The sequence below is a fragment of the Pseudomonas pharyngis genome, assembly GCF_021602345.1.
GTDB lineage: Bacteria > Pseudomonadota > Gammaproteobacteria > Pseudomonadales > Pseudomonadaceae > Aquipseudomonas > Aquipseudomonas pharyngis.
Map to the genome: position 1 here is coordinate 145145 of NZ_BQID01000011.1, position 19863 is coordinate 165007.

The 19863-nt window shown below is 61.1% G+C and carries 18 protein-coding genes; 12 read left to right on the forward strand and 6 right to left on the reverse strand.

Annotated features, from left to right (window positions below; all coding sequences use genetic code 11):
• Positions 1-49: 49 nt before the first annotated feature.
• Together L6D74_RS22140 and ybaK are read right to left on the reverse strand one after the other, a co-directional pair.
• On the reverse strand, positions 50-832 hold the full coding sequence (locus L6D74_RS22140) for a PhzF family phenazine biosynthesis protein (protein ID WP_236190371.1): 783 nt from the start codon (positions 830-832) through the stop codon (positions 50-52).
• A gap of 89 nt (positions 833-921) precedes the next feature.
• Entirely contained in the window at positions 922-1392 is a 471-nt protein-coding gene (ybaK, locus tag L6D74_RS22145) for a Cys-tRNA(Pro) deacylase (protein WP_007953184.1), read from the reverse strand.
• A gap of 360 nt (positions 1393-1752) precedes the next feature.
• Between ybaK and L6D74_RS22150 the strand changes: the two genes are divergently transcribed.
• The 11 genes from L6D74_RS22150 (at position 1753) to L6D74_RS22200 (ending at position 14186) form a co-directional block, all read left to right on the forward strand.
• Positions 1753-2604: an MIP/aquaporin family protein gene (locus L6D74_RS22150; protein ID WP_236190372.1), complete on the forward strand. Its 852-nt coding sequence runs from the start codon at positions 1753-1755 to the stop codon at positions 2602-2604.
• Positions 2605-2682: 78 nt separating this feature from the next.
• Positions 2683-4185, forward strand: coding sequence for a glycerol kinase GlpK (gene glpK, locus L6D74_RS22155; protein WP_039765827.1), 1503 nt, complete (start codon positions 2683-2685; stop codon positions 4183-4185).
• A gap of 95 nt (positions 4186-4280) precedes the next feature.
• A complete protein-coding gene (locus L6D74_RS22160) occupies positions 4281-5036 on the forward strand; it encodes a DeoR/GlpR family transcriptional regulator (RefSeq protein WP_007953179.1) in 756 nt (251 codons plus the stop codon).
• Between the two features lie 248 nt (positions 5037-5284).
• On the forward strand, positions 5285-6823 hold the full coding sequence (gene glpD, locus L6D74_RS22165; RefSeq protein WP_236190373.1) for a glycerol-3-phosphate dehydrogenase: 1539 nt from the start codon (positions 5285-5287) through the stop codon (positions 6821-6823).
• Between the two features lie 340 nt (positions 6824-7163).
• On the forward strand, positions 7164-8078 hold the full coding sequence (locus tag L6D74_RS22170) for a glutamate/aspartate ABC transporter substrate-binding protein (protein ID WP_011335750.1): 915 nt from the start codon (positions 7164-7166) through the stop codon (positions 8076-8078).
• A gap of 194 nt (positions 8079-8272) precedes the next feature.
• Entirely contained in the window at positions 8273-9019 is a 747-nt protein-coding gene (locus L6D74_RS22175) for an amino acid ABC transporter permease (RefSeq protein WP_007953174.1), read from the forward strand.
• Positions 9019-9690 (forward strand): amino acid ABC transporter permease, encoded by a 672-nt coding sequence (locus L6D74_RS22180; RefSeq protein WP_007953172.1) that lies wholly within the window; start codon positions 9019-9021, stop codon positions 9688-9690. The genes L6D74_RS22175 and L6D74_RS22180 overlap by 1 nt, the downstream gene beginning before the upstream one ends.
• Positions 9687-10421: an amino acid ABC transporter ATP-binding protein gene (locus L6D74_RS22185; RefSeq protein WP_007953170.1), complete on the forward strand. Its 735-nt coding sequence runs from the start codon at positions 9687-9689 to the stop codon at positions 10419-10421. The genes L6D74_RS22180 and L6D74_RS22185 overlap by 4 nt, the downstream gene beginning before the upstream one ends.
• 176 nt (positions 10422-10597) lie before the next feature.
• Positions 10598-12511: a two-component sensor histidine kinase AauS gene (aauS, locus tag L6D74_RS22190; protein ID WP_102718078.1), complete on the forward strand. Its 1914-nt coding sequence runs from the start codon at positions 10598-10600 to the stop codon at positions 12509-12511.
• Complete coding sequence (gene aauR, locus L6D74_RS22195) at positions 12508-13836, forward strand: two-component response regulator AauR (protein ID WP_039765821.1); 1329 nt, start codon at positions 12508-12510, stop codon at positions 13834-13836. Before aauS ends, aauR begins: the two co-directional genes overlap by 4 nt.
• Positions 13837-13856: 20 nt before the next feature.
• Positions 13857-14186: a GlpM family protein gene (locus L6D74_RS22200; protein ID WP_162831789.1), complete on the forward strand. Its 330-nt coding sequence runs from the start codon at positions 13857-13859 to the stop codon at positions 14184-14186.
• Position 14187: 1 nt separating this feature from the next.
• Here the strand turns inward: L6D74_RS22200 and L6D74_RS22205 are convergent, their stop codons facing one another.
• Entirely contained in the window at positions 14188-15222 is a 1035-nt protein-coding gene (locus tag L6D74_RS22205) for an alpha/beta fold hydrolase (RefSeq protein WP_236190375.1), read from the reverse strand.
• A 130-nt stretch (positions 15223-15352) separates the two neighbouring features.
• Complete coding sequence (metE, locus tag L6D74_RS22210; protein ID WP_236190377.1) at positions 15353-17665, reverse strand: 5-methyltetrahydropteroyltriglutamate--homocysteine S-methyltransferase; 2313 nt, start codon at positions 17663-17665, stop codon at positions 15353-15355.
• 111 nt (positions 17666-17776) lie between these two features.
• Between metE and metR the strand changes: the two genes are divergently transcribed.
• A complete protein-coding gene (gene metR, locus L6D74_RS22215) occupies positions 17777-18694 on the forward strand; it encodes a transcriptional regulator MetR (RefSeq protein ID WP_007953158.1) in 918 nt (305 codons plus the stop codon).
• Here the strand turns inward: metR and L6D74_RS22220 are convergent.
• Both L6D74_RS22220 and L6D74_RS22225 read right to left on the reverse strand, forming a co-directional pair.
• Positions 18678-19208, reverse strand: coding sequence for a GNAT family N-acetyltransferase (locus L6D74_RS22220; RefSeq protein WP_085647243.1), 531 nt, complete (start codon positions 19206-19208; stop codon positions 18678-18680). The genes metR and L6D74_RS22220 overlap by 17 nt on opposite strands.
• A 2-nt stretch (positions 19209-19210) precedes the next feature.
• Complete coding sequence (locus L6D74_RS22225; protein WP_236190379.1) at positions 19211-19849, reverse strand: LysE family translocator; 639 nt, start codon at positions 19847-19849, stop codon at positions 19211-19213.
• Positions 19850-19863: the final 14 nt, after the last annotated feature.

A 19863-nucleotide genomic window follows, 5' to 3' on the forward strand; every position in this document is an offset into this window, starting at 1 on the left:
TCTGCACACAAACAATGAGGGAGCCTGATGGCTCCCTTATTTTTTGCTCTCAGCCCAGCATCAATGTGCCGCTGGCCACCAGCGTCGCATTGCCGCCGATCTTCACCCGCTCGCCTTCCAGCCGACAAAACAGCTCGCCGCCCCGCGCCGAACGCTGGCATGCAGTCAGACTGTATTTGCCCAGACGTTTCGACCAGTACGGAATCAGGCTGCAATGGGTCGAACCGGTCACCGGGTCTTCATTGATGCCGATGGCCGGAGCGAAATAGCGCGAGACGAAGTCATGCTGATTGCCCCGGGCCGTGACGATAGCGCCCAACCACGGCAGCTTGGCGAGGGCGACCATGTCCGGCTGGCAATCGAGCACCGCCTGCTCCGACTCCAGCACCACAAACAGCTCGTTGGAACTCAGAACATCGACTGCCTGGACATTCAGCGCCCGCTCGATCTCCAGGGTGACGCCTTTCTCAACCGCTTCGATGGCCGGAAAATCCAGCCACAACCGGCCACCTTCGCGGCTGACGCTCAACGGCCCGGACTTGCAAGTGAAGTCCAGACGCTCGGCGCTCTCCTTATAGATCTCGAACAGCACATAGGCGCTGGCCAGGGTCGCATGACCACACAGCGGCACCTCGGTGGTCGGCGTGAACCAACGGATGTGCCACGCCTGCCCTTCGCGCACCAGAAACGCGGTTTCCGCCAGATTGTGCTCGGCGGCGATATTTTGCATCAGCTCATCCGCAAGCCACGCGTCGAGCCGATAGACCATTGCCGGATTGCCACTGAACGGCCGATCACTGAACGCGTCGACCTGATGAAACTCGAGCTGCATAACCTTCTCCCTGTGTCAGTCGAACGAGCATGCAGCGCCAGCCGGATCAACGCCAGTGACAGTGCCGGCCAATTTTCTTCATACAGCCGTCAAGGGCGACCGATGTCGGCAAATTTCGCCTGGGTGTGCTCCGCCAGGACCGCCGGCGCCAGCTCCACTTCCAGCCCACGTCGGCCGGCGCTCACATAAATGGTTGCAAAAGGCTGTGCCGAATTATCGATAAAGGTACGCAGGCGTTTTTTCTGCCCCAGCGGGCTGATGCCGCCCAACAGGTAACCGGTGGAGCGCTGCGCGGCGGCCGGGTCGGCCATCTCGACTTTTTTCACGCCGGCGGCGTGGGCAAGCCCCTTGAGGTCGAGACTTCCGACGACCGGCACCACCGCCACCAGCAACTCACCCTTCTCACTGGCCGCCAGTAGCGTCTTGAACACCTGCGCCGGATCGAGCCCCAGTTTCTCCGCGGCCTCCAGACCATACGACGCCGCCTTCGGGTCGTGTTCGTAACTGTGCACGCGATGTTCGGCACGAACTTTTTTTAACAAGTCCAACGCAGGGGTCATGGCAGCTCCGGGCTCGGCAGTGGCGAAAAAACCTGCGGCGGATTTTAGGCCATCGCTGTGTAAAAGGCTCTACCACGCGCCACGTTTCCCGGGGTTTGCAGGCCGATGACGTTCGTGCAGAACGGGTGACCCGCAGGATCATTCACGTGACTGATAGTTTATTTGTGACTGGCGGTTCACTTTCGACCTTTGACAGGTTTGTTTCTTGTCTATATTTTTTCGAATCTGAATAATGTAAGAATTATCGTCATCGCAGCACCCAGCAGTAAACCGGGAACAGGATGGGGATCCTGCCTCGGCGAAAATCGCGCGTTGCCCTGTCGGCAACGCGCCAGACAACAACAAAAACCGAGGTTTTCAATGACAACTGCGTTACAGCAACCTTCGCTTTCGAGCCAGTGCCTGGCCGAGTTTCTGGGTACTGCACTCCTGATCTTTTTCGGTACGGGTTGCGTCGCCGCGCTCAAGGTCGCGGGCGCCACCTTCGGCCTGTGGGAAATCAGCATCATCTGGGGCGTCGGCGTGAGCATGGCGATCTACCTCACCGCCGGCGTTTCCGGTGCGCACCTGAACCCCGCCGTCAGTATTGCCCTGAGCATTTTCGCCGACTTCGAAAAGCGCAAACTGCCGTTCTACATTCTGGCCCAGATCGCCGGTGCCTTCTGCGGTGCGCTGCTGGTTTACACGCTATACAGCAACCTGTTCTTCGATTTCGAACAAACTCACCATATGGTTCGTGGCACTGAAGCCAGCCTGGAACTGGCGTCGGTGTTCTCCACTTTCCCGAACCCTGCGCTGTCAACTGCCCAAGCGTTCCTGGTCGAGGTGATCATCACCGCGATTCTGATGGGCGTGATCATGTCCCTGACCGACGACAACAACGGCCTGCCGAAAGGCCCGCTGGCGCCGCTGCTGATCGGTCTGCTGATTGCCGTGATCGGCAGTTCGATGGGCCCGCTGACCGGTTTCGCGATGAACCCGGCCCGGGACTTCGGCCCGAAACTGATGACTTTCTTCGCCGGCTGGGGTGAAATTTCCTTCACTGGCGCACGTGAAATCCCGTACTTCCTGATTCCGATTTTTGCACCGATTGTCGGTGCCTGCCTCGGCGCTGCCGGGTATCGCGGACTGATTGCCCGTCACCTGACCGGCGCCACACCTGCTACAAAGGATGCAGAACCGGCCATTGACGGCAAACCAAGAACTTCTTGAAACAGTCGGCGCGGGCTCCTGCCCTTATAGAGCCCGCGCCACGGCCCACTCTCCCTTATTTCGTCCAAGGCAATCGACATGACCGACATTCAGAACAAGAACTACATCATTGCCCTCGATCAGGGTACGACCAGCTCCCGCGCGATCATTTTCGACCGCGACGCGAACGTGGTCTGCACCGCACAACGGGAATTCGCCCAGCATTACCCGCAAGCCGGTTGGGTCGAACACGATCCGATGGAAATCTTCGCCACCCAGAGCGCAGTGATGGTCGAAGCGCTGGCGCAGGCCGGTCTGCATCACGATCAGGTCGCCGCCATCGGCATCACCAACCAGCGTGAAACCACCGTGGTCTGGGACAAGACCACCGGCCGCCCGGTGTACAACGCGATCGTCTGGCAATGCCGCCGCAGCACCGAGATCTGCCAACAGCTCAAGCGCGACGGTCATGAAGACTACATCCGCGACACCACCGGCCTGGTCACCGACCCGTACTTCTCCGGCACCAAGCTGAAGTGGATCCTCGACAACGTCGAAGGCAGCCGTGAGCGTGCGCGCAACGGCGAACTGCTGTTCGGCACCGTCGACAGCTGGCTGATCTGGAAATTCACCGGCGGCAAGGTCCACGTCACCGACTACACCAACGCCTCGCGCACCATGCTCTTCAACATCCACACGCTGGAGTGGGACGCGAAGATGCTGGAGATCCTCGACATCCCGCGCGAGATGCTGCCGGAAGTCAAAGCGTCGTCGGAAATCTACGGCCGTACCAAAAGCGGCATCGCCATCGGCGGTATCGCCGGCGACCAGCAGGCTGCGCTGTTCGGCCAGATGTGCGTCGAGCCGGGCCAAGCGAAAAACACTTACGGCACCGGTTGCTTCCTGCTGATGAACACCGGCGACAAAGCGGTGAAATCGCAACACGGCATGCTCACCACTATCGCTTGCGGCCCGCGCGGCGAAGTGGCCTACGCCCTGGAAGGCGCGGTGTTCAACGGCGGTTCGACCGTACAGTGGCTGCGCGATGAACTGAAAATCGTCAACGACGCCCACGACACCGAATACTTCGCCAATAAAGTGAAGGACAGCAACGGCGTCTATCTGGTGCCCGCCTTCACCGGCCTCGGCGCACCCTACTGGGACCCGTATGCCCGTGGTGCCCTGTTCGGCCTGACCCGTGGCGTGCGTGTGGATCACATCATCCGCGCTGCGCTGGAATCGATCGCTTACCAGACCCGCGACGTCCTTGACGCCATGCAACAGGACTCCGGCGAACGTCTCAAGGCCCTGCGCGTGGACGGCGGTGCGGTGGCGAACAACTTCCTCATGCAGTTCCAGGCCGACATCCTCGGCACCCAGGTCGAACGTCCGAAAATGCGCGAAACCACGGCGCTGGGCGCCGCTTATCTGGCCGGCCTGGCGTGCGGTTTCTGGGGCAGCCTGGAAGAACTGCGCGGCAAAGCGGTGATCGAGCGCGAGTTCGAACCGAGCCTGGACGAAGCGGCCAAAGAGAAGCTCTATAAAGGCTGGAAAAAAGCCGTCAGCCGTACCCGTGATTGGGAACGTGAAGACGCTGAATAAGCCAAGCTGAGTACTCGTAACCTGTTGTAACTGGTAGGGAGCGGATTCCTGCGGCATCATGGGCAAATTTTGCACGGCAGCCCAAAGGAAGCCCCATGAATCTGCCTCCCCGTCAGCAGCAAATCCTCGAGCTGGTCCGCGAACGCGGCTATGTGAGCATCGAGGAAATGGCCACGCTGTTCGTTGTTACCCCGCAAACCATCCGCCGCGATATCAATCAACTGGCGGAAGCCAATCTGCTGCGTCGCTACCACGGCGGCGCCGCCTATGATTCCAGCGTCGAAAATACCGCCTACGCGATGCGCGCCGATCAGATGCGCGATGAAAAGCAACGCATCGGCGAAGCCATCGCCGCACAGATTCCCGATCACGCCTCGCTGTTCATCAATATCGGCACGACGACCGAATCGATTGCCCGCGCCCTGCTCAATCACAGCCACCTGAAGATCATCACCAACAACCTGCACGTCGCTTCGATGCTCAGCGCCAAGGATGATTTCGATGTGCTGCTGACCGGCGGCAACGTGCGTCGCGACGGCGGCGTGGTGGGTCAGGCGAGCGTGGACTTCATCAACCAGTTCAAGGTCGACTTTGCGCTGGTGGGCATCAGCGGTATCGACGAAGACGGCAGCCTGCTCGACTTCGATTACCAGGAAGTGCGGGTGTCCCAGGCGATCATCGCCAATGCCCGGCAGGTGATCCTGGCGGCGGACTCCAGCAAGTTCGGGCGTAACGCGATGATCCGCCTCGGCCCGATCAGCCTGATCGATTGCCTGGTCACCGATCAGCAACCGGTGCCGGCCCTGGCGCAACTGCTGAGCCAGCACAAGATTCGTCTGGAAGTCGTTTAACCCTCTCCCGCATAACTCCCTCCCGGCGAACTCTCGTTCCCACGCTCTGCGTGGGAACGATCAGTCACGCCCTGATCCGCGCCCTGACGCGCATTTCATGTTCGAATATTTTCCTTTTTCGGCCCTTCGATGAGTTTTTTCAATCGAAGTCGACTGGCTGCGCGCGTCTTTATGGGCTACCATTTTCGCAAATGAACATTCATGTTCGATTTCCAAGACAGAAAATCAAAAGAGCCCGAGGCCAGCCGATGTCCACATCTACCTTGCGTACGCCCCCTATCTCCGAGATCTACGACATCGCCGTCATCGGCGGCGGGATCAATGGCGTGGGGATCGCAGCGGATGCCGCCGGTCGCGGTCTTTCGGTGTTCCTTTGCGAAAAGGACGACCTGGCCAGCCACACCTCATCGGCCAGCAGCAAGCTGATCCACGGTGGCCTGCGCTACCTCGAACATTACGAATTCCGTCTGGTGCGCGAAGCCCTGGCCGAACGCGAGGTGCTGCTGGCCAAGGCCCCGCACATCGTCAAGCCAATGCGTTTCGTGCTGCCGCACCGCCCGCACCTGCGTCCGGCGTGGATGATCCGTGCGGGCCTGTTCCTTTATGACCACCTCGGCAAGCGCGAAAAACTGGCGGGCTCGAAAAGCCTGAAGTTCGGCGCAGACAGCGCACTGAAAAGCGAAATCAGCAAAGGCTTCGAATACTCCGACTGCTGGGTCGACGACGCCCGCCTTGTGGTTCTCAACGCCATGGCCGCCCGTGAAAAAGGCGCGCACATTCACACCCAGACCCGTTGCGTCAGCGCCCGCCGCGCCAAGGGCCTGTGGCACCTGAACCTGGAACGCGCCGACGGCAGCCTGTTTTCGATCACCGCCAAGGCATTGGTGAATGCCGCTGGCCCGTGGGTCGCCAAGTTCATCCGTGACGACCTGAAGATGGAATCGCCGTACGGCATCCGCCTGATCCAGGGCAGCCACATCATCGTGCCGAAGCTGTACGAAGGCGATCACGCGCACATCCTGCAAAACGAAGATCAGCGCATCGTTTTCACCATTCCGTACCTGAACAACCTGACCCTGATCGGCACCACCGACCGCGAATACACCGGCGATCCGGCCAAAGTGGCGATCACCGACGGCGAAACCGATTACCTGCTCAAAGTGGTCAACGCCCACTTCAAGAAGCAGATCAGCCGTGACGACATCCTGCACACCTACTCGGGCGTGCGTCCGCTGTGCAACGACGAATCCGACAATCCTTCGGCCGTGACCCGCGACTACACCCTGGCGCTGTCCGGCAGTAACGAAGAAGCGCCGCTGCTGTCGGTGTTCGGCGGCAAGCTGACCACCTACCGCAAGCTCGCCGAGTCGGCGATGGCGCAGTTGATGCCGTTCTTCACCCAGATGCGCCCGAGCTGGACGGCTACCGCCACCCTGCCCGGCGGCGAAGACATGACCACGCCACAGGCCCTGAGCGCGCAGATCCGCGACAAGTTCGACTGGGTACCGACCGAAATTGCCCGTCGCTGGGCCACTACCTACGGCAGCCGCACCTGGCGCATGCTCGAAGGCGTCGACACCCTTTCCGACATGGGCGAACACATCGGTGGCGGTCTCTACACCCGTGAAGTCGACTACCTGTGCACGGAAGAGTGGGCCACCACGGCACACGACATCCTGTGGCGTCGCAGCAAACTGGGCCTGTTCACCACGGCGGCTGAGCAAGAGCGCCTGGCGGCTTACCTGAACAAGGTCGAGCAGAACCGCAGCAAGATCGAAGCGGCCTGATTCGTTCCTCGTTGAATAAAAAGCCCCTGAATCGAATGATTCAGGGGCTTTTTGCATTCAGGCTGAGAAAGGATGCGCTGAGGACGTTCGGTTTTCCGAACGCGACCTGACGGTCAATTCGGTTAACCGGATCAGATCCACGGAAAAACACCATCACAAAACTTTAATAACGTTATAAATCAATGAATTAACCTGTATCGACTGGTCTGGCACGACTCATGCTCTACACTCCTTCGACGAATGCCTGTTGCGCCAACACAACAGGAGCCGTCAGGCATTCGAAGCTCAAAAGGGCCCGCTCAACCGGCTCCATAAAAAAAACAATGTCGAGGAAAATTTGATGCGCATCGTTCCCCATATCCTGGGCGCAGCCATTGCTGCCGCTCTGATCAGCACACCAGTTTTCGCTGCCGAACTCACCGGCACCCTTAAGAAGATCAAAGAGTCCGGCGTCATCACCCTGGGCCACCGTGACGCTTCCATCCCTTTCTCCTACATCGCTGACGCTTCCGGCAAGCCGGTCGGCTACTCCCACGATATCCAGCTGGCCATCGTCGAAGCGATCAAGAAAGACCTCGACCTGCCAAACCTGCAGGTCAAATACAACCTCGTCACCTCGCAAACCCGTATCCCGCTGGTGCAGAACGGCACCGTGGACGTCGAGTGCGGCTCCACCACCAACAACGTCGAGCGTCAGCAACAGGTCGACTTCTCCGTCGGCATCTTCGAAATCGGTACCCGTCTGCTGTCCAAGGCTGACTCCAAGTACAAGGATTTCGACGATCTGAAAGGCAAGAACGTCGTGACCACCGCCGGCACCACTTCCGAGCGCATCCTCAAGGCGATGAACGCCGACAAGCAGATGGGCATGAACGTGATCTCCGCCAAGGACCACGGTGAATCCTTCCAGATGCTGGAATCGGGTCGTGCCGTTGCGTTCATGATGGACGACGCCCTGCTGGCCGGCGAAGCCGCCAAGGCCAAGAAAGCCTCCGACTGGGCCGTAACCGGCACGCCACAGTCGTACGAAATCTATGGCTGCATGATGCGCAAAGGCGACGAGCCGTTCAAAAAGGCTGTCGACGACGCCATCAAGGCGACCTACGCCTCGGGTGAGATCAACAAGATCTACGAAAAATGGTTCATGCAGCCGATTCCGCCAAAAGGCCTGAACCTGAACTTCCCGATGAGCGACGAGCTCAAGGCCCTGATCGCCAATCCGACCGACAAAGCGGCTGACGACAAGAAATCCTGATTTCTGACTAACCTTATCCCCTGAGGAGGCGCCTGCCTTTTCAGGGGATGGTCACTCCCTGCTGGCACTTATTGGAAACACTCGAACCGGTGGCTGTCGAGCCGATCGCGTGTGCCTGATTTTCACAATCAGGGCGGGAACGGAGCTTCCCCAGGCGGGCACTTGTACATCGATCGAATCGAGGGGAGACCCTAATGAATTACAACTGGGACTGGGGCGTGTTCTTCAAGTCCACCGGCGTGGGCAGCGAGACCTATCTCGACTGGTTCATTTCCGGTCTGGGCTGGACCATCGCCATCGCCATCGTCGCCTGGATCATCGCCCTGCTGCTCGGCTCGCTGCTGGGCATCATGCGCACCGTGCCGAACCGCATCGTGTCGGGCATCGCGACCTGCTACGTCGAACTGTTCCGTAACGTGCCGCTGCTGGTTCAGCTGTTCATCTGGTACTTCCTGGTGCCCGATCTGCTGCCGCCGGATCTGCAGGAGTGGTACAAGCAGGACCTGAACCCGACCACCTCGGCCTACCTGAGCGTTGTCGTCTGCCTGGGCCTGTTCACCGCCGCCCGGGTCTGCGAACAGGTTCGCACCGGTATCCAGGCGCTGCCACGGGGCCAGGAATCCGCCGCCCGCGCCATGGGTTTCAAGCTGCCGCAGATCTACTGGAACGTGCTGCTGCCCCAGGCCTACCGGATCATCATTCCTCCGCTTACCTCGGAATTTTTGAACGTGTTCAAGAACTCCTCCGTGGCGTCCCTGATCGGTCTGATGGAGCTGCTGGCGCAAACCAAACAGACCGCCGAATTCTCGGCCAACCTGTTTGAAGCCTTCACCCTGGCGACCCTGATCTACTTCACCCTCAACATGAGCCTGATGCTGCTGATGCGCATGGTCGAGAAGAAAGTCGCCGTGCCCGGCCTGATCTCCGTGGGGGGTAAATAATGGAATTCGATTTCAGTGGCATCGTTCCGGCCATTCCCGGCCTGTGGAACGGCATGCTGATGACCCTCAAGCTGATGGCGCTGGGCGTGGTCGGCGGGATCATCCTCGGCACCATCCTCGCGCTGATGCGCCTGTCCCACAGCAAACTGCTGTCGAGCATTGCCGGTGCGTACGTCAACTATTTCCGTTCGATCCCGCTGCTGCTGGTGATCACCTGGTTCTATCTGGCAGTGCCGTTCGTGCTGCGCTGGATCACCGGCGAAGACACCCCGATCGGCGCGTTCACCTCGTGCATCGTGGCGTTCATGATGTTCGAAGCGGCGTACTTCTGCGAAATCGTCCGGGCCGGCGTGCAGTCGATCCCCAAAGGCCAGATGGGCGCGGCGCAGGCACTGGGCATGACCTACGGCCAGATGATGCGCCTGATCATCCTGCCTCAGGCGTTCCGCAAGATGACCCCGCTGCTGCTGCAGCAGAGCATCATCCTGTTCCAGGACACCTCGCTGGTCTACACCGTGGGCCTGGTGGATTTCCTCAACGCCTCGCGCGCCAGTGGCGACATCATTGGCCGCTCGAATGAGTTCCTGATCTTCGCAGGTCTCGTGTACTTCACCATCAGCTTTGCCGCCTCGGTGCTGGTCAAGCGTCTGCAAAAAAGGTTCGCCGTATGATCTCTATCAAGAACATCAACAAGTGGTATGGGGACTTCCAGGTGCTGACCGATTGCAGCACCGAGGTCAAAAAGGGTGAAGTGATCGTGGTTTGCGGCCCGTCCGGTTCGGGCAAGTCGACCCTGATCAAGTGCGTCAACGCACTGGAGCCGTTCCAGAAAGGCGACATCGTGGTCGACGGCACATCGATTGCCGATCCGAAGACCAACCTGCCGAAGCTGCGTTCGCGCGTCGGTATGGTGTTCCAGCACTTCGAACTGTTCCCGCACCTGACCATCACCGAAAACCTGACCATCGCGCAGATCAAGGTGCTGGGCCGCAGCAAGGAGGAAGCCACCAAGAAAGGTCTGCAACTGCTCGAACGTGTCGGCCTGTCGGCTCACGCCCACAAGCATCCGGGGCAACTGTCCGGTGGTCAGCAACAGCGCGTGGCGATTGCCCGTGCGCTGGCGATGGACCCGATCGTCATGCTGTTCGACGAACCGACCTCGGCGCTGGACCCGGAAATGGTCAACGAAGTGCTCGACGTGATGGTGCAGCTGGCCCACGAAGGCATGACCATGATGTGCGTGACCCACGAAATGGGCTTCGCCCGTAAAGTGGCCGACCGCGTGATCTTCATGGACGCCGGCAAGATCATCGAAGACTGCAAGAAAGAAGAGTTCTTTGGCGACATCAGCCAACGCTCCGAACGCGCGCAGCATTTCCTCGAGAAAATCCTGCAGCACTAAGCAATACCTTCGCCGGAGCAACTCCAATCCCTTGTGGGAGCGAGCCTGCTCGCGATGAGGCCATTACAGTCAACATTGATGTTGAATGTCAGTCCGCCATCGCGAGCAGGCTCGCTCCCACAAGGGGCCGGCGATAGCCCTCAAGCAAGTGTTGTGGTTGACCCAAGGCATCTGTGATGAAATGCGACCCCACTCTCTATCGCGCCACGCCGCCATCACTTGCCGTGAAACCCCGTCTGATCCGCCACCTGTTCCTGCCGCCGCTGGTCATCGCCCTGATGATCGGACTGGGTTACATCGGCTTCTGGACCAGCGAACATTTCGGCATCCGCAGCCTCGGCGAAAACGGCCAGCGCCAGCTGGAACTGCACGCCCGCGCGGTCGAAAGCGAGATCAGCAAATACACCTACCTGCCCAGCCTGCTGGAGCTCGAATCGAGCGTTTCGCAGCTGCTGGACGACCCTACCCCGGAACACCGGCAAACGGTCAACGATTACCTTGAAGGTCTGAACCGGCGCAGCCGCAGTCGGGCCATCTACGTCATGGACACCACCGGCCGGGTCATGGCCACCAGCAACTGGCGTGACGTCGACAGCTACCTCGGTGAAGACCTGTCGTTCCGCGCCTACTTCCAGAATGCCATCCGCGGCCAGCCTGGACGTTTCTACGGGATCGGCAGCACCAACGGCGAACCCGGTTATTACCTGGCCCACGGCCTCGAAGAACACGGCAAGATCATCGGCGTCGCGGTGGTCAAGGTACGCCTGGAAGCCATGGAAGAACGCTGGCAACGGGCGCGTCTCGAAGCCTTCGTCAGCGATGAAAACGGCATCATCATTCTGTCCAGCGATCCGGCCCGGCGCCTCAAATCGGTGATACCGCTGAGCGACGAGACCAAGGAAAAACTCGCCCGCAGCCTGCAGTACTACTGGTTCCCGCTGAACGAGCTGCAACCGCTGGCCCGGGAAACCCTGTCCGAAGGCGTGGAAAAACTCACCTTCCCGGCCAACAGCGAAGTGCCGAGCCAACAGGATGGCGATGAAGAAAACATCAGCTACCTGGCGCAAACCCGGCCGTTGAGCGATACCCCGTGGAATTTCACCCTGCTAACGCCGTTGCAGGATCTGCGGCGCGAGGCAATCAATCAGGGAATTCTGGTGGCCGTGGCGTTTGCCCTGGTGGCATTCCTGCTGATCGCCTGGAATGAACGGCGCAAGGTCATCGCCACCCGCCTCGCCGCCCGCGAAGCCTTGCAGGAAGCCAACAATCAACTGGAGCGTCGGATTACCGAACGCACCGCCGACCTGCGCGCCAGCAACGACCGGCTCAAGAGCCAGATCCGCGAACGGCGTCAGGCCGAAGAAACCTTGCGCCGCGCCCAGGACGAACTGGTGCAGGCCGGCAAACTCGCGGCCATCGGCCAGATGTCCACCAGCATCGCCCACGAACTGAACCAGCCGCTGGCGGCGATGCGCACGCTGTCCGGCAACACCATTCGCTTCCTTGAGCGCGGCCAGCTTGATGTCGCCAGCACCAACCTCAAGACCATCAACGACCTGATCGACCGCATGGGCCGGATCACCGCCAGCCTGCGCTCCTTCGCCCGACGCGGCGACGACAAAGGCCGCGCCAGCCTCGGCAAAGCGGTGGATGCCGCGCTGCAAGTACTCGGTGCTCGCGTCGAAAGTGCCTCGCTGCAACTGCATCGCCAGTTCGACGATGTGCAGGTGCAGATCGACCAGACGCGTCTGGAGCAGATTCTGGTCAACCTGATCGGCAACGCCCTCGACGCCATGCAGGCGCAACCGCTGCCGGAACTGTGGCTGGAAGGCGAAGAATTCAACGGCAAATATCGCCTGCGCGTGCGCGACAACGGCCACGGCATCGACGCCGAAGCGCGCAAGCATCTGTTCGAACCGTTCTTCACCACCAAGCCCGGCGAACAGGGTCTGGGCCTCGGTTTGACCCTGTCGGCCAGCCTCGCCGCCGCCACCGGCGGGCATCTGGGTGTCGAACACCCGGCCAGCGGTGGTACCACTTTCGTCCTCAGTTTACCGTTGGTAAGCCCTACTCCTGCCGAGCCAATATGAACAACGACCTCAGTGTATTGATCGTCGAAGACGACCCCCATGTCCTGCTCGGCTGCCAGCAGGCGCTGACGCTGGAAGACATTCCCTGCATCGGCGTCGGCAGTGCCGAAGAAGCGCTGGAGCAGGTCGGTGACAATTTCGCCGGGATCGTCATCAGCGACATTCGCCTGCCGGGCATCGACGGCCTGGAGCTGCTGACCCGGCTCAAGCAACGCGACCGCAGCCTGCCGGTGGTGCTGATCACCGGCCACGGCGATATTTCCATGGCGGTCGGCGCGATGCAGAAAGGCGCCTACGACTTCATGGAGAAACCGTTCTCCCCCGAGCGTCTGGTCGATGTGGCCCGCCGTGCCCTGGAGCAACGCAGCCTGAATCGCGAAGTCTCGTCCCTGCGTCGGCAACTGGCCGAACGTGATTCACTGGAAGGACGGATCATCGGGCGTTCGCCGGCCATGCAGAACCTGCGCGAACTGATCGCCAACGTCGCCGACACCTCGGCTAATGTGCTGATCGAAGGCGAAACCGGTACCGGCAAGGAACTGGTCGCCCGTTGCCTGCATGATTTCAGCCGCCGTCACAGCAAACAGTTCGTTGCGCTGAACTGTGGCGGGCTGCCGGAAAACCTGTTCGAAAGCGAAATTTTCGGCCACGAAGCCAACGCCTTCACCGGCGCCGGCAAACGGCGGATCGGCAAGATCGAACACGCCGACGGCGGCACGCTGTTCCTCGATGAAGTGGAAAGCATGCCGCTGCCGTTGCAGATCAAACTGCTGCGGGTGTTGCAGGAACGCACCCTCGAACGCCTCGGCTCGAACCAGAGCGTGGCGGTGGATTGCCGGGTGATTGCGGCCACCAAGTCCGACCTCGACGAATCAAGCAAGGCCGGGGAATTTCGCAGCGACTTGTACTACCGCCTCAACGTGGTAACGCTGGAACTGCCGCCCCTGCGCGAGCGCCGCGAAGACATCCTGCAACTGTTCGAACACTTCACCCAGCAATCGGCCCTGCGTTTCGACCGGGCGCTGCCGGAGCTGGACAACCAGACCCTGTCGAGCCTGATGAGCCACGACTGGCCGGGCAACGTACGGGAACTGCGCAACGTCGCCGAGCGTTTTGCCCTCGGCCTGCCAGCGTTCAAGAAAACCGGCGCGGGTAGCGCGGGCCAGGGTCTGGCATTCGCCGAAGCAGTGGAAGCGTTCGAGCGCAACCTGCTCAGCGACGCCCTGCAACGCAGCGGCGGCAACCTGACCCAAGCCAGCCTGGAACTGGGAATGGCCAAGACCACGCTGTTCGACAAAGTGAAAAAATACGGCCTGAGCCATTAAGCGAGAACGATGTGGATCTGATTTTCAAGGCAATGCTCGGTGCGGCCGTGGTGGTGATCCTCGCCATGCTGGCCAAGACCAAAAACTACTACATCGCCGGCTTGGTGCCGCTGTTCCCGACCTTCGCCCTGATCGCCCACTACATCGTCGGCAAGGGCCGTTCGATCGACGACTTGAAGACCACCATCGTGTTCGGCATGTGGTCGATCATTCCGTACTTCGTGTATCTGGCGACGCTGTACGTGATGGTCGACCGCATGCGTCTCGAAGCTTCACTGGCGGTGGCGGCGGTGGCGTGGCTGATGGCGGCGACGGTGCTGGTGTCGGTGTGGGTGCGGCTGCACGCCTGAGTCAGAGCAGGTTGTGTTCCGCCACCGGTTCGATCTGCGCCCAGTGCGACGTGTCTTCGCGATGCTCGCGCAAATACGGCAACACCGCCGCCAGCAACGGTTCCTTGAACGCTTCCTGAAAGCGGTGCGCCAGCCCCGGAATCAGCCGCAGCTGACTGCCGCGAATATGCGCCGCCAGGTGCACGCCGTGCATCACCGGCAGCAACGGATCCGCCGTGCCATGCACCACCAGCGTCGGCACCCGCAACTGGTTGAGCAACGCCACCCGGCTCGGCTCGGCGAGGATCGCCATGATCTGGCGCTTCACGCCTTCGGGATTGAACGCCCGGTCATAGGACAGCGCCGCCTGATGCAGCAAGGCCTGCCGGTCATCGCTGACCGAAGGGCTGCCCAGTGCGGCCAGCAGATCGGCCTGTTGCTCCAGCGCAATCTGGCGATTGGGCGCGCCGCGCCGTGACAACAACTGCACCAGCGCCGCGCTCGGCGCCGGCAGCCCTTCGGCACCGGAGCTGGTCATGATCAGCGTCAGGCTTTCGACCCGTTGCGGCGCCATCGCCGCCAGGTGCTGGGCGATCATCCCGCCCATGCTCGCGCCGAGCACGTGGAATTGCTCGACGTGCAAGGCGTCCATCAGGCCCAGCGCATCGTCGGCCATGTCGGTCAGGCTGTAAGGCGCCGCCACCGGCAGGCCGAGTTTGTAGCGCAGCACCTCAAAGGTCAGGTTGGCTTCGGCCGGCGCCTGGCGCCAGGTCGACAGACCGACATCGCGGTTGTCATAACGGATCACCCGAAAACCCTGCTGACACAGCGCGACCACCACTTCATCCGGCCAGTGGATCAACTGCCCGCCCAGGCCCATCACCAGTAACAGCGCCGGATCCGACGCACGACCGATGCTCTGGTACGCCAGGCTTACCTGCTCCAGATCGACCCGTTCGGTCGGTACATTGACGTCGCAACGCGACGCCGCATAGGACGCCGGAACGAAAAAAACCGCGGCCAACAACGCCGCGATTGCAAAAAATCCCTTGAACATGAAAAACACCGAAACGCAGAACCCCAGTAGAGCGCGAGTCTGATGAAGTTTGTTCAAGCGCGCTGCCACAGTTCGATGACAGTTTGATGAAGAGTGCCGAGCGGTCGACACGCTTCATTCGGTGTTGCCGTTACGCCAACTGACTGCGCAACTGCCGAGCCGCCGCGACCATGTTGACCAATGCGGCTTCGGTCTCCGGCCAGGCGCGAGTCTTCAGGCCGCAATCGGGGTTGACCCATAGCCGCTGCGCCGGAATGCGCTTCACGGCTTTGCTCATCAGTTTTACCATCTCGGCGGTGTCCGGCACGCGCGGCGAGTGGATGTCGTAGACGCCCGGGCCGATGTCGTTCGGGTAGTCGAACGCTTCGAAGGCCTCAAGCAACTCCATGTCCGAACGCGAGGTTTCGATGGTGATCACATCGGCGTCCATGTCGGCGATCGCCTTGATCACGTCATTGAACTCGCTGTAGCACATGTGGGTGTGAATCTGGGTTTCATCCTTCACGCCCGACGCTGTCAGTCGGAACGCTTGCACCGCCCAGTCGAGGTATTCCTGCCATTGCTCACGGCGCAGCGGCAGGCCTTCGCGGAACGCCGCTTCGTCGATCTGCACGATCCTGATCCCGGCGTTTTCCAGATCGACCACTTCGTCACGCAGGGCCAGCGCCAGTTGTTGCGCCTGGACTTTACGCGACACGTCTTCGCGGGGGAACGACCACATCAGCATGGTCACGGGACCGGTCAGCATGCCTTTCATCACCTTGTCCGTCAGGCTCTGGGCGTAGCTGATCCAGTCAACGGTCATGGCGTTCGGACGGCTGAGGTCGCCATAAATCACCGCCGGTTTCACGCAGCGGGAACCGTAGCTCTGGACCCAGCCGAAACGGGTGAACAGGTAACCGTCGAGCTGTTCGGCGAAGTACTCGACCATGTCGTTGCGCTCGGCTTCACCGTGCACCAGCACATCGAGGCCCAGACGTTCCTGCACCTGCACCGCGTGGCGGATTTCGCTGCGCATGGCATCGTGGTAGTCGTTGGCCGACAGCTTGCCCTGCTTGAATGCCTGACGGGCCAGGCGAATCGAGCCGGTCTGCGGGAACGAACCGATGGTGGTGGTCGGGAACATCGGCAATTTCAGACGCGCCTGTTGCGCGGCGATGCGTTTGGCGAACGGCGAATGCCGCTGGCTGTCGCTGGCATTGATCGCCTCGATCCGCGCTTGCACGTCGGCCTTGTGAATACGCGGCGAGCGGGCGCGGCTCTCTTGAATCGCGCGGCTTGCGGCCAGCGCGTTTTGCACGTTCGGCGCTTGCGGGTCGTTCAGCGCATCACGCAACACCGAGATTTCGCTGCACTTCTGTACGGCGAATGCCAGCCAGCTTTTCAGTTCCGGATCGAGCTTGTCTTCACGCTCGACATCCACCGGGCTGTGCAGCAACGAGCAGGAACTGCTGACCCACAGGTTGTCGCCAAAGCGCTCCTGCGCCGGTTGCAGTTGCGCCAGCGCCTGCTCCAGTTCGCAGCGCCAGACGTTGCGCCCGTTGACCAGCCCGACCGAGAGAATCTTGTAGGTCGGCAGACGATCGAGCACCTGACCGAGCTGATCCGGTGCCCGCACAGCGTCGATGTGCAGGCCTTGCACCGGCAGGCCGACGGCCAAACCGAGGTTGTCTTGCAAACCACTGAAATAGGTCGCCACCAGTTTCTTCAGCGGCGAGTACTGAAGGATGTGATAGGCGCGTTCGAAGGCACTTTTCCAGGCTTGCGGCAGATCGAGGGTGAGGATCGGCTCGTCGATCTGCACCCACTCCACGCCCTGGGTGGCGAGGCGGCCGAGGATTTCGTTGTACACCGGCAGCAGGCGCTCAAGCAGATCGAGCTTGTCGAAATCGTTGCCTTTCGCCTTGCCCAGCCACAGATAAGTCAGCGGGCCGATGATCACCGGTTTGACGTTGTGACCGAGGGCTTTGGCTTCTTCGACTTCATCGAACAGCTGTTCCCAGCTCAGCTTGAATGGCTGGTCAGCGTTGAATTCCGGGACCAGGTAGTGGTAGTTGGTGTCGAACCACTTGGTCAACTCTTGGGCGTATTGAGTCTTGCCGTGCTCGCCGCCGCAGCAGGAAGACGTGGCGCCACGGGCCATGGCAAACAAGGTGTCGAGGGTCGGCAGACCCCGTTCGTCACGCACACCGTCGAAGCGCTCGGGGATCACACCGAAGGTCAGCGAGTGGGTCAGCACCTGGTCGTACCAGGCGAAGTCGCCGACCGGCAGCAGGTCGATGCCGGCGTCCTTCTGCAATTGCCAGTGCCTGGCGCGCAGCTCGCGGCCGACCTGATTCAGAGCGGCCTGATCGAGATCGCCTTTCCAGTAGGCTTCGAGGGCTTTTTTCAGTTCGCGATCGGCGCCGATGCGCGGGAAACCCAGGGTGTGTGCCACGGCCATGTCGAGTGTTCTCCATTGCGTAAAAGATGGCGCCATTGTCGACAGCCAGAGCAACATGAGACAAACTCAACCTTTTCGTGTTGATCACAAATTTTCCTCATGGAGCCTGCGGTGCTTGAGATCCGTCACCTGAAAACCCTGCATGCCCTGCGCGAAGCTGACAGCCTGGTCGATGCGGCCGACCGCCTGCACCTGACCCAGTCGGCGCTGTCCCACCAGTTCAAGGAGCTGGAAGAGCGCATGGGCATGCCGTTGTTCGTGCGCAAGACCAAACCGGTGCGCTTCACCAGCGCCGGCCTGCGCCTGCTGCAACTGGCCGACGCGACCCTGCCGCTGCTGCGCGCCGCCGAACGTGATATCGGGCGTCTGGCCGGTGGCACCGCCGGGCGACTGCACATGGCCATCGAATGCCACAGCTGCTTCCAGTGGCTGATGCCGACCATCGACCAGTTCCGCGATGCCTGGCCGGAAGTCGAACTCGACCTCGCTTCGGGTTTCTCCTTCGCACCACTGCCGGCCCTGGCCCGGGGTGATCTGGATCTGGTGGTGACGTCCGACCCGCTGGAAATCGCCGGCATCACCTACGTGCCGCTGTTCACCTACGAAGCCATGCTCGCGGTCGCCAATCAGCATGCGCTGGCGAGCAAACCGTACATCGTCCCCGAAGACCTGCTGACCGAAACCCTGATCACCTACCCGGTCGAACGCGACCGGCTGGACATCTTCACCCGCTTCCTCGAACCGGCCGACATCGAGCCGGCGCAGGTGCGCACCTCGGAACTGACGGTAATGATGATGCAGCTGGTGGCCAGCGGCCGTGGCGTGTGCGGCATGCCGCACTGGGCGCTGCATGAATACAGCTCGCGCGGTTACGTGAAGGGCAAGCGGCTGGGCGAGAAAGGTCTGTTTGCGACGCTGTACGCGGCGATCCGCGCCGACATGCTCGACGCGCCGTACATGCGCGACTTCCTGCTGACGGCCAAGGACACCTCGTTCTCGACCCTGGATGGGGTCAGCGCGGTTCGTTGAGACTGGCGGTTGGCACGAAAGGCTGGGACCACATGTGGATCTTGTCGAAGTAGTCCTCGCCGACCCGCACCGCCATCGGCTCGAGGCCGAACTGGACGAAGCCGCAGCGCTGGTACAGATGAAACGCCGCATCATTACCGGCGGTGACGGTCAATTGAATGACTTTCAGCGCCGGATGCTGCTGCGCTTCCCCCAGCACCGCCTCCATCAATTTCAGCCCCAGCCCGCGCTGACGAAACTCGGCCGACACATACATGCCGAACACCGTTGCCTTGTGCCGGGCCTTCTCCCGAGGCTCGAACGCCAGGCCGACGATCCCCACCAGCCGGCCCTCTTCAAACGCGCCAAACACTGCGTCGAGCTTGCTGGTCAGGCGTGATTCCCACCAGCTCAACGGCATCACTGCACGCTCGCGCACACTGGAGGTGAACGCCTGCGGATGCCGGTCATACGCCTCCAGCATCAATTCGCGATAGGCCAGCGCATGACTGGCGTCCAGCCGCTCGATCCACATGTTCAGGCGGCCTTGCGCTGTTCAAGCATCAGCCGCACGGCCAGGCCGCCCAGCACGAAGCCCATGAAATAACGCTGCGCCGCCAGCCAGGTCGGGTTGTTGACGAACCACGACGCGATGCCCGCCGCGAACAGCGCGATCAGCAGGTTGACGCTGAAACTGACGCTGATCTGGGTCAGGCCGAGGATGATGCTCTGGGTGAACACCGAGCCGTGCTCGGGGGTGATGAACTGCGGGAATACCGAGAGGTAGAACACCGCGATTTTCGGGTTCAAGGCACTGGTGAGAAAGCCCATGGTGACCAGTTTGCGCGAAGAATCCGCCGGCAACTGTTGCGCCTCGAACGGCGAGCGGGCGCCAGGCTTCACCGCCTGCCAGGCCAGCCACAACAGGTAGAGTGCACCGGCCCACTTCAACACTTCATAGGCCATCGGCACGGCGAGAAACACCGCGGTCAAACCGGCGGCCGCCGCGAACAGGTGCACGAAGAACCCCGCCACCACGCCGAGCAGCGAGGTCACCCCGGCGCGACGTCCCTGGCAGATCGACCGCGAGATCAGGTAGATCATGTTCGGCCCCGGCGTCAGTACCATCAGCAGGGCGGCGGCGGCAAAAATCAGCAGGTCTTGAAGCGGGATCATGACGAAGTCCTTTG